The sequence below is a fragment of the Aeromonas sp. 30P genome (assembly GCF_051919805.1).
Lineage (GTDB): Bacteria > Pseudomonadota > Gammaproteobacteria > Enterobacterales > Aeromonadaceae > Aeromonas > Aeromonas veronii.
Window position 1 is genome coordinate 77,501 of the sequence record NZ_JBQBEA010000001.1, and the last position, 13,851, is coordinate 91,351.

Consider the following 13,851-nt stretch of genomic DNA (forward strand, 5'->3'; position numbering starts at 1 on the left):
ATCCTCCAAGGCTAAATACTCCTGACTGACCGATAGTGAACCAGTACCGTGAGGGAAAGGCGAAAAGAACCCCTGTGAGGGGAGTGAAATAGAACCTGAAACCGTGTACGTACAAGCAGTGGGAGCCCTTCGGGGTGACTGCGTACCTTTTGTATAATGGGTCAGCGACTTACATTTTGTAGCGAGGTTAACCGTATAGGGGAGCCGTAGGGAAACCGAGTCTTAACTGGGCGTCTAGTTGCAAGGTGTAGACCCGAAACCGGGTGATCTAGCCATGGGCAGGTTGAAGGTTGAGTAACATCAACTGGAGGACCGAACCCACTAACGTTGCAAAGTTAGGGGATGACCTGTGGCTGGGGGTGAAAGGCCAATCAAACTCGGAGATAGCTGGTTCTCCCCGAAAGCTATTTAGGTAGCGCCTCGGACGAATACTACTGGGGGTAGAGCACTGTTTGGGCTAGGGGGTCATCCCGACTTACCAACCCCATGCAAACTCCGAATACCAGTAAGTAATATCCGGGAGACACACGGCGGGTGCTAACGTCCGTCGTGAAGAGGGAAACAACCCAGACCGCCGGCTAAGGTCCCAAAGTTCTGGTTAAGTGGGAAACGATGTGGGAAGGCTCAGACAGCTAGGATGTTGGCTTAGAAGCAGCCATCATTTAAAGAAAGCGTAATAGCTCACTAGTCGAGTCGGCCTGCGCGGAAGATGTAACGGGGCTCAAACCAGGCACCGAAGCCGCGGATTCATACTTATGTATGAGTGGTAGGGGAGCGTTCTGTAAGTCTGCGAAGGTGTATCGAGAGGTATGCTGGAGATATCAGAAGTGCGAATGCTGACGTAAGTAACGATAAAGGGGGTGAAAAGCCTCCTCGCCGGAAGACCAAGGGTTCCTGTCCAACGTTAATCGGGGCAGGGTGAGTCGACCCCTAAGGCGAGGCCGAAAGGCGTAGTCGATGGGAAGCAGGTTAATATTCCTGCACGACTTGTAATTGCGATGGGGGGACGGAGAAGGCTAGGTGGGCCAGGCGACGGTTGTCCTGGTGAAAGTGCGTAGGTGGTGTTTCTAGGCAAATCCGGAGACACAACACTGAGACACGAGACGAACACACTACGGTGTGGAAGCCATTGATGCCCTGCTTCCAGGAAAAGCCTCTAAGCTTCAGATTACAAGTCATCGTACCCCAAACCGACACAGGTGGTCGGGTAGAGAATACCAAGGCGCTTGAGAGAACTCGGGTGAAGGAACTAGGCAAAATAGAACCGTAACTTCGGGAGAAGGTTCGCTCCTGACAGTGAAGTCCCTTGCGGATGGAGCAGTTGGGAGTCGCAGTGACCAGATGGCTGGGACTGTTTATCAAAAACACAGCACTCTGCAAACACGAAAGTGGACGTATAGGGTGTGACACCTGCCCGGTGCCGGAAGGTTAATTGATGGGGTTAGCGCAAGCGAAGCTCTTGATCGAAGCCCCGGTAAACGGCGGCCGTAACTATAACGGTCCTAAGGTAGCGAAATTCCTTGTCGGGTAAGTTCCGACCTGCACGAATGGTGTAACCATGGCCATGCTGTCTCCACCCGAGACTCAGTGAAATCGAATTCGCCGTGAAGATGCGGTGTACCCGCGGCTAGACGGAAAGACCCCGTGAACCTTTACTACAGCTTGGCACTGAACATTGAACCTACATGTGTAGGATAGGTGGGAGGCTTTGAAGGCGTGACGCCAGTTGCGCTGGAGCCGTCCTTGAAATACCACCCTTGTATGTTTGATGTTCTAACGCAGGGCCCTGAATCGGGCTCGCGGACAGTGCCTGGTGGGTAGTTTGACTGGGGCGGTCTCCTCCCAAAGAGTAACGGAGGAGCACGAAGGTTGGCTAATCCTGGTCGGACATCAGGAGGTTAGTGCAATGGCATAAGCCAGCTTAACTGCGAGACGGACAGGTCGAGCAGGTACGAAAGTAGGTCATAGTGATCCGGTGGTTCTGAATGGAAGGGCCATCGCTCAACGGATAAAAGGTACTCCGGGGATAACAGGCTGATACCGCCCAAGAGTTCATATCGACGGCGGTGTTTGGCACCTCGATGTCGGCTCATCACATCCTGGGGCTGAAGTCGGTCCCAAGGGTATGGCTGTTCGCCATTTAAAGTGGTACGCGAGCTGGGTTCAGAACGTCGTGAGACAGTTCGGTCCCTATCTGCCGTGGGCGTTGGATGATTGAAGGGAGTTGCTCCTAGTACGAGAGGACCGGAGTGAACGAACCTCTGGTGTTCGGGTTGTCACGCCAGTGGCACTGCCCGGTAGCTAAGTTCGGAATCGATAACCGCTGAAAGCATCTAAGCGGGAAGCGAGCCCTGAGATGAGTCATCCCTGACCCCTTGAGGGTCCTAAAGGGCCGTTGGAGACCACAACGTTGATAGGTGGGGTGTGTAAGCGCAGTGATGTGTTGAGCTAACCCATACTAATTACCCGTGAGGCTTAACCATACAACACCCAAGAAGTGTTCTAAGGCTTGTAGCAAATACGAACGAATTACTTACGTCAGCTTTCTCAGATTGAAGAATTTGCCTGGCGGCCATAGCGCCGTGGAACCACCTGATCCCATGCCGAACTCAGAAGTGAAACGTGGTAGCGCCGATGGTAGTGTGGCATTCGCCATGCGAGAGTAGGACACTGCCAGGCACCCAATTAAACGGTGATGTGAAAACACATAGCCGGCTGCGAGGATGACACCTCAGAAGAAGCAGCAAAAGATTTAGCGAAAGCTAACCGAATGCGGAGCGGTAGTTCAGTCGGTTAGAATACCGGCCTGTCACGCCGGGGGTCGCGGGTTCGAGTCCCGTCCGCTCCGCCACTAACTTGAAAGGCCTTCCCGAATGGGAAGGCCTTTTTGCTATGGGCGGTTTTGTCCATAAGAACCACAGATTTGCACAGCAGAGCCCAGTCGTGAGACTGGGCTCTGCTGTTTTTAGCGTGTTAAACAGCCAACGTTTGGTTTTTACCTGCCAAGAGAGGGCCAGATAGCCGGTTATTCCCGCCATTTTCTGGCTATATCCGAGCCTTATCAGCCATTTGAGCGAGTTTACAGGCGGCCAAATCAGCCTTCTGCCGCCTGCTGACTACAGGGCAGCTCCATATTGACCACCCCCTCTTCCATTTGCACGTCGATCTTGAAGCCAAGCCGTTTGGCGAGGTTGACCATGCCGCGATTGCTGGGCATGGTCATGCCGGATAGCTGGCCAATCCCCTGTTCTTTGGCGTAACGGATGATCTTCTCCATCATCAATTTGCCGAGCCCCACCCCTTTCAAGTCCGATCGCACCAGAATGGCAAACTCGGCATCGCTCAGATCCGGGGTCGAGATCGCGCGTACCACGCCGAGGATCTGATCCTGCAGCTCGCCATCTTGCCCCACCGCTACGAAGGCCATCTCCCGGTCGTAATCGATCTGGGTCATGCGAGCCAGCTCTTCATGGCCCAGCTCGCCTACATCGGCGAAGAAGCGTTTGTACCTGTCTTCATCGGAGACCCGCAGCACGAACTGCTTGTGAGCCGGTTCATCTTCCGGTCGGATCGGGCGCAGCAGGATATGGCGCTGATCTTTAAGCCAGGCACCCTCCTCCAGTTCGGTGGGATAGGGGCGGATCGCCAGTCGGTTGATTGTCGGGATGGTAGGGTCACTCAGTGTGAGGCTGGCATCCAGTACCACCATCTCGGTACCGCACGCTTGCAGCGGGTGCAGGTCCAGCTCCTGGATCTCAGGAAAGGCGAGCAGCAGTTCGGAGAGCTGGCAGAGCACCTGACCGAGGGCATCGGTATCCAGTCGTTCCGGTGTGGCCTGCTCACGAATCTTGCGACTCTTGAGTGCACCGATGATCTGGTAACGGGCCAGCGCCTGATTGAGCGGCGGTAACGCTGCCACCATCTCCTGCGGTTCCGCACCCGACTCACCCAGCAGAATGACGGGGCCAAAGATGGCGTCTTGCTGGATGCGTACCCGCAGCTCGAGGCCACCGCTGCGGCGAGCCATCCGCTGCACCAGCAAACCTTCAATGCGGGCGCCCGCATCATGCTGTTTGACCCTGTCCAGAATGGCATCTGCAGCCTGTGCTACTTCGGCCGAGGTGCGCAGATTGAGCACCACACCGTGTACGGCAGACTTGTGCAGGATATCGGGCGAGCGCAGTTTTACCGCCACCGGATAGCCGATCTGCTCGGCGGTCAGGGTCGCCTCGATGGCGTCGGTGACGATCCAGGTTGGCAGGGTCGAGAGACCGGCAGCTTGTAAAATCGGGTGCACCAGATGGGTATCCAATCTTAGCTGTTTGCGCTCCTGCGCTTGGCGGATCAGCTGCTGGCACAGATCGACATTGAGCTGGTTGCCATGCAGGGATGCCGGTGTCTCCATCAACTGCTTCTGGTTGCGGCGGTATTCCACCATGTGCATGAAGGCGGCCATGGCGCTTTCCGGCGTGCGGTAGGTCGGGAAACCCGCCTCGGTAAAGAGTTTTCGCCCCTCCTGCGCCGAGTATTCACCCGCCCAGTTGGTGAGGATGTTGAAACGGCGCGCTCTGGGGTGCTGTTTCAGATGGGCAATAAGATGGCTGGCCAGCGGCGCGCTAGGTGCCGTGAGCGAGGGTGCGTGGATGATCAGGATGGCGTCGATGCCATCTTCCTGCAACACGTTGTCCAGCGCCTCCTGATAGGTGGTGATGGTAGCATCGCTGCCAATATCGAGCGGCGGGCGAGCCAGCTTGCCGCCCCGCTCCAGCAGCACATCCACCGCCATATTGGCCAGCCCGCGGCCGTTGGAGATGATGGCGAGCCGCTCTCCCTTGAGGGTCATGGAGTGGCTCAAGGTTTCTACCGCGGCAAACAGTTCGTGGGTATCCCGTACCCGCAACATGCCGGCGCGGCGGATGGCGGCATCATAGACGTTGTCGAGACCGTGGGCCGGTTCGTGGCGCCCGCTTTTCAGCACCAGGATCGGCTTGTTGCGCGAGGCTGCCCGCGCAGCCGAGAGAAAGTGGCGGGCGTCGTGCAACTTGTCCATGTAGATCAAGATGGCGCGGGTGACGCTGTCGCGGGAGAGCTGATCCAGCAGCTGGCCGAAGTCGATGTCGCAGTGATCGCCAAGGGAGATAAAGGCGGAAAAGCCCAGCTCATGCTGCTTGGCCCAATCCAGAATGGTGGTGCTGACGGCGGCGGATTGCGACAGAAAGGCGACCTGCCCCGGCTTGGCGGCAGTGGGTGAAAAGCTGGCGTTGATCCCCTGGCCGGGCAGCAGCATTCCCATGCTGTTGGGGCCGAGCAGGCGAATGCCGTATTGTTGGCAGACCCGTTTCAGCTCCAGTCGCTCCTCGGGGGAAAAGTCGGCGGCCAGTATGATGGCCGCCCCTGCGCCCTTCTGGCCGAGCGCTTCCAGCAATGGCAAGACCCGCTCCCGCCTGGTGCAGATGATGGCGAGATCCGGGGTCAGCGGCAGGCTGGCGATATCGGGATAGGCCAGCACGCCGGCGATGGCCTTGTTGCGCGGGGTTACCGGGAGGATGGGCCCTTTGAACTGGCCCGCCAGCAGGTGGCGCACGATCACATGGCCCGCCTTGAGCGGGTCGGTCGAGGCGCCGATCACGGCGATTGAGTGGGGTTTGAACAGCCGATCCAGACCGCTTGCTTTCATGGGCACTCCCGACAAAAGGGGGAAGATACCAGTCTAATACGCCTTTGCTACGGGTTCTGTGACCGGATCCTGATCACCGTTTGTTGAGGGCATTGGCACGCAGATAAAAGCGCAGTTCGCCCTGCACCCGGCGAATGGCTCCCAGGTGGCGTTCCTGTAGATAGATATTCTGCTCCCGATCGAGCGCCGTGCTGGGTACGCCCATGCTTTGCAGATACTCGTCAAACAGGGTTGAACCCTTGATCTCTACCAGATGCTGTTTCATGGCTCTCCTCCCTGCGCCTTGGTGTTTGTTGATGAATGCCTAGTCTGCGATGACCTGCCGGGTTTGCCTATTGTCACTTTTGACACGAGAGCGCTCACACATCTTTCAGAGAGGGCGCCGTTGAGGTGCTGGCTGACGTTATAGTATGGCGAGGAGCATGAGGCACGGATGGTGCGCAGGATGATCAGAGTCTGGTGGTGGTGCATGGCACTGTGGACGGTTGGCGTATCGGCAACCGAGCAGCCTATCCGCGCCTGGAATCTGCTGCTGGATCACCCCAACCCCGCCGTCGTCCAGTTGCTGCGCCTCTCCCTCGATCTCACCGTGCCCGAATATGGCCCCTACCAGTTGGTTTCCAGCCCGCAAATGGAGCAGGGGCGGGCGGTGAAGGAGCTGCGCAGCGGCGAGCTGGTTCAGGTCGGTGTTTTTGCCCCCGATGGTGAGCGAGAACGGGAGTTGCTGGCAATCCACATTCCGCTGGCCGAGGGGCTGCTGGGATGGCGGGTGTGTCTGGTTCGGCAGGGGGATGAGGGGCGTTTTGCCGAGATCGGATCGTTGGCGGACTGGCATCGCGCCGGGCTCTCCATCGGCCAGCACAGATCCTGGCCAGACACCCAGTTGCTGCGGGCTAACGGCCTCAAGGTGACGGTGGGCAATCTTTATGAGGCGCTCTTCAACATGCTGCGCAAGAAGCGCTTTGACTGCTTCCTGCGTTCGGTCATCGAGATCGAGGATGAGCTAAGGCTGCATCCGGATCTCGCCATCGAGTCCCGTCTGGTGTTTCGCTATCCGCTGGCGTTGCTCTTCTTTGTCTCGCCAAAATATCCGGAGCTGGCCCAGCGTATCGAGCTTGGCCTGCTGCGGGCGCGGCAGTCTGGTGCTTTTGACCGGGTCTTTGAAGAGGGATTTGGCAGCACCATTCGGCGGCTGAAACTGGATGAGCGGGTGCGCCTCGAGCTGCACAACCCCGACTTGCCGCTGCCCAGCCGCATCATGATGGCCGATCCGGCCCTTATCTATAATCCGGTATCAGCGCAGTGAACCCTGATTCTGCGCGGTATCCCAGAAGGCGCGGATCAGCGGTTCCTCCAGCCGCTTCTTGAGCACCCCGATCCCCACATCAAATGGTTTGAAGGCGGGTTTGAGGTCGATGATCCGCACCTTGTCGCCGAGCGGGCTGTGGTCGATCACCGCCGCCGGCACCAATCCTACGCCACAGCCGAGCGCCACCATGGCGACAATCCCCTCGTTACCCGCCACTTCGGCATAGATGTTGGGCGCTATCCCCTTGTTGCGAAACCACTGATCGCTGCGTTTGCGGGCCAGCCCCTGCTCGGAGAGGATGACTGGCAACTGCTCCCAATCAGGTTCTCCCTGACGGAACCACTGGTTCAGTTGCGGGGCATTGCGCGGCGCGATAAAGACCAGCGGCACCAGTTGCAGGCTGGCGAACTCCAGCTTGGCGGGCAGAGCGTCGGGACGGGCGGCGATGGCGAGATCGGCTTCATCGGCCAGGATCTTGTCCACCGCCAGCGCCGGGTCACCGGTCTCCAGCTTGATCTCCAGCTGGGGGTAGCGGCGGCGAAAACGCTCCAGCACCTCAGGCAGCAGGAAGTAGCTGGCAGTGACTGAGCAGAAGACCCGCAGACGACCTTGCAGCGGCTCGTCGCTGCGTTTGAGCTCCTGCTTGAGCTGACGCCACTCCTGCAACAGGCCGCCGCCAAACTCCCGCAGCTTCTCGCCGGCGGGGGTGAGCCGTACCGAGCGGTTGTCCCGCTCGAACAGGATGCAGCCGGTCTCCTGTTCCAGTCGCTGGATGGCGCGGCTCAGGGTGGAGGGGCTGACCGCCATGGCATCGGCACTCTTGCCGAAATGAAGGGAGTCGGCGAGGTGGAGAAACAGCTCGAGATTGCGAAGGTCCATCTTTCAGCTCCTGGCGCTGCTTGTGTGCCCGATACCCAGCGGTTGGTGGCTTGTTTCTGCCATCTCGCGGTACATTCAGCAGGCAATTATGAAGGGTGAGTCTTTCAGTTATTGCAACGTACTGTTTCGAATATATCAGTTCAGGCAATAAGTGTCCCGCGCTATAGTGGTTCAGACAACGCCGCTATCCGGCATGGAATCAATCGAACGGAGCAATCACCATGGCTAACTATTTCAACACCTTGAACCTGCGTCAGCAGTTGGCCCAATTGGGCAAGTGTCGTTTCATGCAGCGCGAAGAGTTCGCGGACGGCTGCAACGTGCTGAAGGGCAAGAAGGTGGTGATTGTGGGCTGTGGTGCCCAGGGTCTGAACCAGGGTCTGAACATGCGTGACTCCGGGCTGGATATCTCCTACGCCCTGCGCAAGGCCGCCATCACCGAGAAGCGCGCCTCCTGGCAGAAGGCTACCGACAACGGCTTCGCGGTCGGGACTTATGAAGAGCTGATCCCGACCGCCGATCTGGTGCTCAACCTGACCCCAGACAAACAGCACTCCGACGTGGTCAAAACCGTGATGCCGCTGATGAAGCAGGGCGCCGCGCTGGGTTACTCCCACGGCTTCAACGTGGTGGAAGAGGGTCAGCAGATCCGCTCCGACCTCACCGTCGTGATGGTGGCGCCCAAGTGCCCGGGTACCGAAGTGCGCGAAGAGTACAAGCGTGGCTTTGGTGTGCCGACCCTGATCGCCGTTCACCCGGAAAATGACCCGAAAGGTGAAGGCATGGCCATCGCCAAGGCGTGGGCCTCTGCCACCGGCGGCGACCGTGCCGGGGTGCTGGAATCCTCCTTCGTGGCGGAAGTGAAATCCGATCTGATGGGCGAGCAGACCATCCTCTGCGGCATGCTGCAGGCCGGTTCCCTGCTTTGCTACGACAAGCTGGTTGCCGAAGGCACAGACCCGGCCTATGCCGGCAAGCTGATCCAGTTCGGCTGGGAGACCATTACTGAAGCCCTGAAGCAGGGTGGCATCAGCCTGATGATGGACCGCCTCTCCAACCCGGCCAAGCTGCGCGCCTTCGAGCTCTCCGAGCAGCTCAAGACCCTGATGCGCCCGCTGTTCGAGAAGCATATGGACGACATCATTGCCGGTGAGTTCTCCCGCGGCATGATGGCCGACTGGGCCGAAGATGACGTCAAACTGTTCACCTGGCGTGAAGAGACCGGTAAATCCGCCTTCGAAAACGCCCCGGCGTTCGCTGGCAAGATTGCCGAGCAGGAGTACTTCGACAATGGCGTGGTGATGGTGGCCATGGTCAAGGCGGGTGTCGAGCTGGCGTTCGAGACCATGGTGGCTTCCGGTATCTACGAGGAGTCTGCCTACTACGAATCCCTGCACGAGTTGCCGCTGATCGCCAACACCGTTGCCCGCAAGCGTCTGTACGAGATGAACGTGGTTATCTCCGATACCGCCGAGTACGGTAACTACCTGTTCGCCAACGCTGCAGTGCCGTTGCTGCGCGAGCACTTCATGCCGACCCTGAAAGCGGGCGATCTGGGTGCCAGCAAGGCAGAAGGGCAGAGCGTGGATAACCTGGCGCTGCTGGCGGCCAACGAAGCGACCCGCAACCACCCGATCGAGAAAATCGGCCAGGTACTGCGTGGCTACATGAAAGACATGAAACGCATCGCCGTTGGCGGTTAAGCCCGCATCGGGCTGGATGATGAAGGGGCAGGGATGACGATCCCCGTCGCCGGTCGGACTGGACACCCGCTCGGCCAGCCAGAAAACTCAGCCTGACAGTCATAAAAAAGCCCCGCTCATCGAGCGGGGCTTTTGCATTCAGAAAGGCTGGATAAATCAGGCTTTCCACGCTTTCCAGGTGTTGATCAGACCATTGGTGGAGCAGTCGTGGCTGGTGACAGCCTCGTTGTTGCCCAGCTCAGGCAGGATCTTGTTGGCCAGCTGTTTGCCCAGCTCCACGCCCCACTGGTCGAAGGAGAAGATGTTCCAGATTGCGCCCTGTACGAAGATCTTGTGCTCGTACATGGCGATCAGGGCACCCAGGGTTTTCGGGGTCAGGCTCTTGAACAGGATGGAGTTGGTCGGGCGGTTGCCTTCGAACACCTTGAACGGCACCAGATCCTTGACCTGCTCCAGGGTTTTGCCAGCCGCCAGGAACTCGGCTTCGACCTCTTCCTTGCTCTTGCCGAAGGCCAGCGCTTCGGTCTGGGCGAAGAAGTTGGCCAGCAGTTTCGGATGGTGGTCACCGATCGGGTTGTGGCTGATGGCTGGCGCCAGGAAGTCGCAGGGGATCAGCTTGGTGCCTTGGTGGATCAGCTGGTAGAAGGCGTGCTGGCCGTTGGTGCCCGGCTCACCCCAGATGATGGGGCCAGTCTGGTAGTCAACCGGCTTGCCATTACGATCCACGTACTTGCCGTTGGACTCCATGTTGCCCTGCTGGAAGTAGGCAGGGAAGCGGTGCATGTACTGGTCGTACGGCAGAATGGCTTCGGACTCGGCACCGTAGAAGTTGTTGTACCACAGGCCGATCAGCGCTAGCAGAACCGGCACGTTCTGCTCATAGGAGGCAGTGGCGAAGTGCATGTCCATCTCGAAGGCGCCTTGCAGCAGGGCTTCGAAGTTCTCGAAACCGACAGACAGGGCGATGGGCATGCCGATGGCAGACCAAGAGGAGTAGCGGCCGCCAACCCAGTCCCAGAACTCGAACATGTTGTTGGTGTCGATGCCGAACTCGGCCACGGCCTTGCCGTTGGTGGAGAGCGCGGCGAAGTGCTTGGCAACGTGGGCCTTGTCACCGGCGATGTTGATGAACCAGTCGCGGGCGGTCAGGGCGTTGGTCATGGTCTCCTGGGTGGTGAAGGTCTTGGAGGCCACCAGGAACAGGGTGGTTTCCGGATCGATCTTCTTCAGGGTCTCGGCGATGTGGGTGCCATCGACGTTGGAGACGAAGTGCATCTGCAGGTGGTTTTTGTAGGGACGCAGAGCCTCGGTGATCATCACCGGGCCCAGATCAGAGCCACCGATACCGATGTTGACCACGTGCTGGATCGCCTTGCCGGTGTAGCCTTTCCACTCGCCTCCGATTACCTTCTCGCAGAAGCCTTTCATCTTGGCCAGTACGGCGTTCACTTCCGGCATCACGTCCTTGCCGTCGCACTCGATGGGGCGGTCGGAGCGGTTGCGCAGGGCCACGTGCAGTACGGAGCGGCCTTCGGTCATGTTGATCTTGTCGCCATTGAACATGGCATCGATCGCGCTGCGAAGATCGGTCTCTTTGGCCAGATCAACCAGCAACTTGAGGGTTTCTTCGGTGATCAGGTTCTTCGAGTAATCAACCAGGATGTCGCCGCCGAAGGTAAGGGAAAACTTGTCAAAGCGCTTCGGGTCCTGCGCGAACAGATCCTTGAGTCGAGTCTCTTTGTTTGCTGCAAAGTGGGCTTCCAGTGCCTGCCAGGCCTGGGTTTGGGTTGGATTGATATTTTTCATAGGATTCCTGAAATGCCAAGTTGTGTTTGAACCTTGCAGGCAAGGTCCCGCCAAACCTTATTATCCGAGCATTATAGCGAGCCTGCCGGGCGGCCCGTGTAACAGATTTTTACCGATTGTCTTTTACCGCAATGGGTCACTGTCGGGAGCATACAACCAGAACATTGGGATTATGTGTCACGAAAGCAAGGCGGATCTTGCGCTTGCTCATGATTGGGGCCACCCCGATAGCCTGAAATTGTTTTCATCCGGTTGGCGTGGTTATGCATCGACATGGCCATGGGCTGGGGCCAGAAACGACAATGCCAGCCCGAAGGCTGGCATTGTCTGTTGCCGCAGAACCGTGATCACGCCTGCGGTTTTTGCATGTGCATCACCATCTGCGGGAAGGGGATCTCGATGCCTTCGGCATCAAAGGTCAGTTTCACCTTCTCGTGGAAGTCGAACCAGACACCCCAGTAGTCAGCGGTTTTCACCCAGGGGCGCACCACGATATTGACCGAGGAGTCGGCCAGCGCGGCAACGGCGATGGTGGCTGCCGGATCTTTCAGGATGCGCGGCTCTTCGCTTACCAGACGCTCGAGGATCTGTTTGGCCTTGCGCAGGTCAGAGCCGTAGCCGATGCCAAAGGTCATGTCGACGCGGCGGGTATCCATACGCGAGTAGTTGACGATGGTGCCGTTGAGGATGGCGGAGTTCGGGACTACTACCATCTTGTTGTCACCGGAGGTGAGGGTGGTGGTAAAGAGCTGAACGGACTGCACCACACCCGCGGTGCCTGCCACTTCGATAAACTCGCCCGCCTTGATGGGGCGGAAGATAATCAGCAGGAAGCCGGCAGCGAAGTTGGAGAGCGAGCCTTGCAGCGCCAGACCGATGGCCAGACCGGCGGCACCGATAATGGCGACGAAGGAGGCAGTCTGCACGCCGACACGGCCCAGCGCGGCGATCACCACGAACACCAGAATGGCGTATTTGAGGATGCTGCCGACGAAGTGGGTGACTGTGGTGTCCAGCTTGCGGGCCTGCATCACCTTGACCACGCCACCGCTGATGAGGTTGGCGGCGATATAGCCGACCAGCAGGGTCAGCAGGGCGGCGGCGATATTGACGCCGTATTCGATCAGCAGTCCCTGATTATTGACCAGCCAGGTCTGCGCTTCGGTAATGATTTCGGGTTCCATAGGATGTCCTGTCAGGTTCTAAAAGGTTTATGGTGGATAAATCTAACACCGCAGCGCGACAGTACGGGTCGCATCTGGTACTTCTTTTCTGCCATAAAAACCTGACACAAAAAAGAAGGGAGGCCAAAGCCTCCCTTCTTTTTGCTGAATGATGCGAAAAAACCATCAGCTCTGCAGCAGCTGGCTGCGGATAAATTGCCACTGATCTTCAAAACCGGCGGTCGGCTTGAGCTTGAACTCGGAGCGCACGAACTGGCTGATGCGGCCTTCGGTGTAGGCCAGCAGCAGATTGGCCAGCATGGTCTCGTCGAGCTGGAAGCCTTGCCCCTCGCGCAGCCGCTTCTCGCGCAGCACCTGCTTGATCTGGGTCTCCAGCTTGTCAAACAGGATGCTGATGCGATCCCGCAGCCGATCGTGCTCACCCAGCAGGGCGTCGCCGTTGAGGATACGGGTGATGCCGGGATTGCGCTCGGCGAACACCAGCAGCAGCTGCAGGATATGGTGACAGCGCGCCATGGTGTCCTTCTCTTCCGCCATGATCAGATTGACCCGTGACAGCAGGGAATCCTCGATAAAGTCGATCAGCCCCTCGAACATCCGCGCTTTGCTGGGAAAATGTCGATAGAGGGCTGCTTCAGAGACGCCGACCTCGGCCGCCAGACGGGCCGTGGTGATACGCTGACCCGGACTGGTTTCCAGCATATGGGCGAGCGCCTGCAGGATCTGATCGCGCCGACTCTGTTTCTGATTACTGCTTGCCATGGATTCCCCTAAAAAAACAATGGCTTGATTCTATTATTAAGCACCGCCCGTCGGGCTGGTGTGGTCTGTTATTGGCGACCAGAAGAACCAAAACCGCCTTCACCCCGTTCGCTCTGATTGAACTCATCGACCAGTTGGAAGCTGGCCTGAACTACCGGCATGATCACCAGCTGGGCGATGCGCTCGCCGGGTTGCATGGTGAACTCATCCTTGCCGCGGTTCCAGACCGAAACCATCAGCTGACCCTGATAATCGGAATCGATGAGACCGACCAGGTTGCCCAGCACGATGCCGTGCTTATGGCCGAGACCGGAGCGGGGCAGAATGGTGGCACACAGACCCGGATCCTGGATGTGAATGGCCAGACCGGTCGGCACCAGGGTGGTATCACCCGGAGCCAGAGTCAGCGGTGCATCCAGCAGTGCGCGCAGATCCATGCCGGCAGAGCCCGGTGTGGCGTAGGCGGGCAGCGGGAACTCGGTACCGATACGGGCATCCAGAATCTTCAGTTCAATTTGTGTAGTCATGAAT

At 58.4% G+C, this 13,851-nt stretch carries 9 protein-coding genes, 1 tRNA gene and 2 rRNA genes (1 of these 12 running past the window's edge); 5 read left to right on the forward strand and 7 right to left on the reverse strand.

The genetic code is table 11. The annotated features are described in order from the left end of the window. The 3 genes from ACTG2B_RS00345 to ACTG2B_RS00355 form a co-directional block, all read left to right on the forward strand. A 23S ribosomal RNA gene (locus ACTG2B_RS00345) occupies positions 1 to 2,483 on the forward strand (it extends 407 nt beyond the left edge of the window). Positions 2,484 to 2,564: 81 nt separating this feature from the next. Further along, a 5S ribosomal RNA gene (rrf, locus tag ACTG2B_RS00350) occupies positions 2,565 to 2,679 on the forward strand. Between the two features lie 95 nt (positions 2,680 to 2,774). After that, positions 2,775 to 2,851, forward strand: a tRNA-Asp gene (locus ACTG2B_RS00355). 243 nt (positions 2,852 to 3,094) lie between these two features. On the opposite strand, the gene ACTG2B_RS00360 is transcribed toward ACTG2B_RS00355, so the two are convergent. Both ACTG2B_RS00360 and ACTG2B_RS00365 read right to left on the reverse strand, forming a co-directional pair. Continuing rightward, entirely contained in the window at positions 3,095 to 5,677 is a 2,583-nt protein-coding gene (locus tag ACTG2B_RS00360) for a bifunctional acetate--CoA ligase family protein/GNAT family N-acetyltransferase (RefSeq protein ID WP_439995010.1), read from the reverse strand. A 73-nt stretch (positions 5,678 to 5,750) separates the two neighbouring features. Further along, positions 5,751 to 5,942 carry a hypothetical protein gene (locus ACTG2B_RS00365; protein WP_439995011.1) on the reverse strand — a complete coding sequence of 64 codons (192 nt, stop codon included), beginning with the start codon at positions 5,940 to 5,942 and terminating at the stop codon, positions 5,751 to 5,753. Positions 5,943 to 6,122: 180 nt separating this feature from the next. On the opposite strand from ACTG2B_RS00365, the gene ACTG2B_RS00370 reads away from it, so the two are divergent. Then, a complete protein-coding gene (locus tag ACTG2B_RS00370; RefSeq protein ID WP_439995012.1) occupies positions 6,123 to 6,983 on the forward strand; it encodes a hypothetical protein in 861 nt (286 codons plus the stop codon). Here the strand turns inward: ACTG2B_RS00370 and ilvY are convergent. Further along, on the reverse strand, positions 6,972 to 7,865 hold the full coding sequence (gene ilvY, locus ACTG2B_RS00375; protein WP_005342097.1) for an HTH-type transcriptional activator IlvY: 894 nt from the start codon (positions 7,863 to 7,865) through the stop codon (positions 6,972 to 6,974). The two genes, ACTG2B_RS00370 and ilvY, sit on opposite strands and share 12 nt — an antisense overlap. A gap of 221 nt (positions 7,866 to 8,086) precedes the next feature. Between ilvY and ilvC the strand changes: the two genes are divergently transcribed. Beyond that, complete coding sequence (gene ilvC / locus ACTG2B_RS00380; RefSeq protein WP_335863719.1) at positions 8,087 to 9,568, forward strand: ketol-acid reductoisomerase; 1,482 nt, start codon at positions 8,087 to 8,089, stop codon at positions 9,566 to 9,568. 156 nt (positions 9,569 to 9,724) lie between these two features. Here ilvC and pgi read toward each other — a convergent pair whose 3' ends face one another. From pgi to dut, 4 genes are all read right to left on the reverse strand, one after another. Then, positions 9,725 to 11,374, reverse strand: coding sequence for a glucose-6-phosphate isomerase (gene pgi, locus ACTG2B_RS00385; RefSeq protein ID WP_021231531.1), 1,650 nt, complete (start codon positions 11,372 to 11,374; stop codon positions 9,725 to 9,727). Between the two features lie 347 nt (positions 11,375 to 11,721). Next, entirely contained in the window at positions 11,722 to 12,558 is an 837-nt protein-coding gene (locus ACTG2B_RS00390) for a mechanosensitive ion channel domain-containing protein (protein ID WP_005339493.1), read from the reverse strand. Between the two features lie 165 nt (positions 12,559 to 12,723). Continuing rightward, a complete protein-coding gene (gene slmA / locus ACTG2B_RS00395) occupies positions 12,724 to 13,320 on the reverse strand; it encodes a nucleoid occlusion factor SlmA (RefSeq protein ID WP_005339495.1) in 597 nt (198 codons plus the stop codon). Between the two features lie 68 nt (positions 13,321 to 13,388). Continuing rightward, on the reverse strand, positions 13,389 to 13,847 hold the full coding sequence (gene dut, locus ACTG2B_RS00400; RefSeq protein WP_005355985.1) for a dUTP diphosphatase: 459 nt from the start codon (positions 13,845 to 13,847) through the stop codon (positions 13,389 to 13,391). Positions 13,848 to 13,851: the final 4 nt, after the last annotated feature.

Coding starts and splice junctions, on each gene's coding strand:
- ACTG2B_RS00360 (WP_439995010.1), bottom strand. CDS start 5,677: ATGAAAGCAAGCGGTCTGGATCGGCTGTTCAAACCCCACTCAATCGCC.
- ACTG2B_RS00365 (WP_439995011.1), bottom strand. CDS start 5,942: ATGAAACAGCATCTGGTAGAGATCAAGGGTTCAACCCTGTTTGACGAG.
- ACTG2B_RS00370 (WP_439995012.1), top strand. CDS start 6,123: ATGATCAGAGTCTGGTGGTGGTGCATGGCACTGTGGACGGTTGGCGTA.
- ilvY (WP_005342097.1), bottom strand. CDS start 7,865: ATGGACCTTCGCAATCTCGAGCTGTTTCTCCACCTCGCCGACTCCCTT.
- ilvC (WP_335863719.1), top strand. CDS start 8,087: ATGGCTAACTATTTCAACACCTTGAACCTGCGTCAGCAGTTGGCCCAA.
- pgi (WP_021231531.1), bottom strand. CDS start 11,374: ATGAAAAATATCAATCCAACCCAAACCCAGGCCTGGCAGGCACTGGAA.
- ACTG2B_RS00390 (WP_005339493.1), bottom strand. CDS start 12,558: ATGGAACCCGAAATCATTACCGAAGCGCAGACCTGGCTGGTCAATAAT.
- slmA (WP_005339495.1), bottom strand. CDS start 13,320: ATGGCAAGCAGTAATCAGAAACAGAGTCGGCGCGATCAGATCCTGCAG.
- dut (WP_005355985.1), bottom strand. CDS start 13,847: ATGACTACACAAATTGAACTGAAGATTCTGGATGCCCGTATCGGTACC.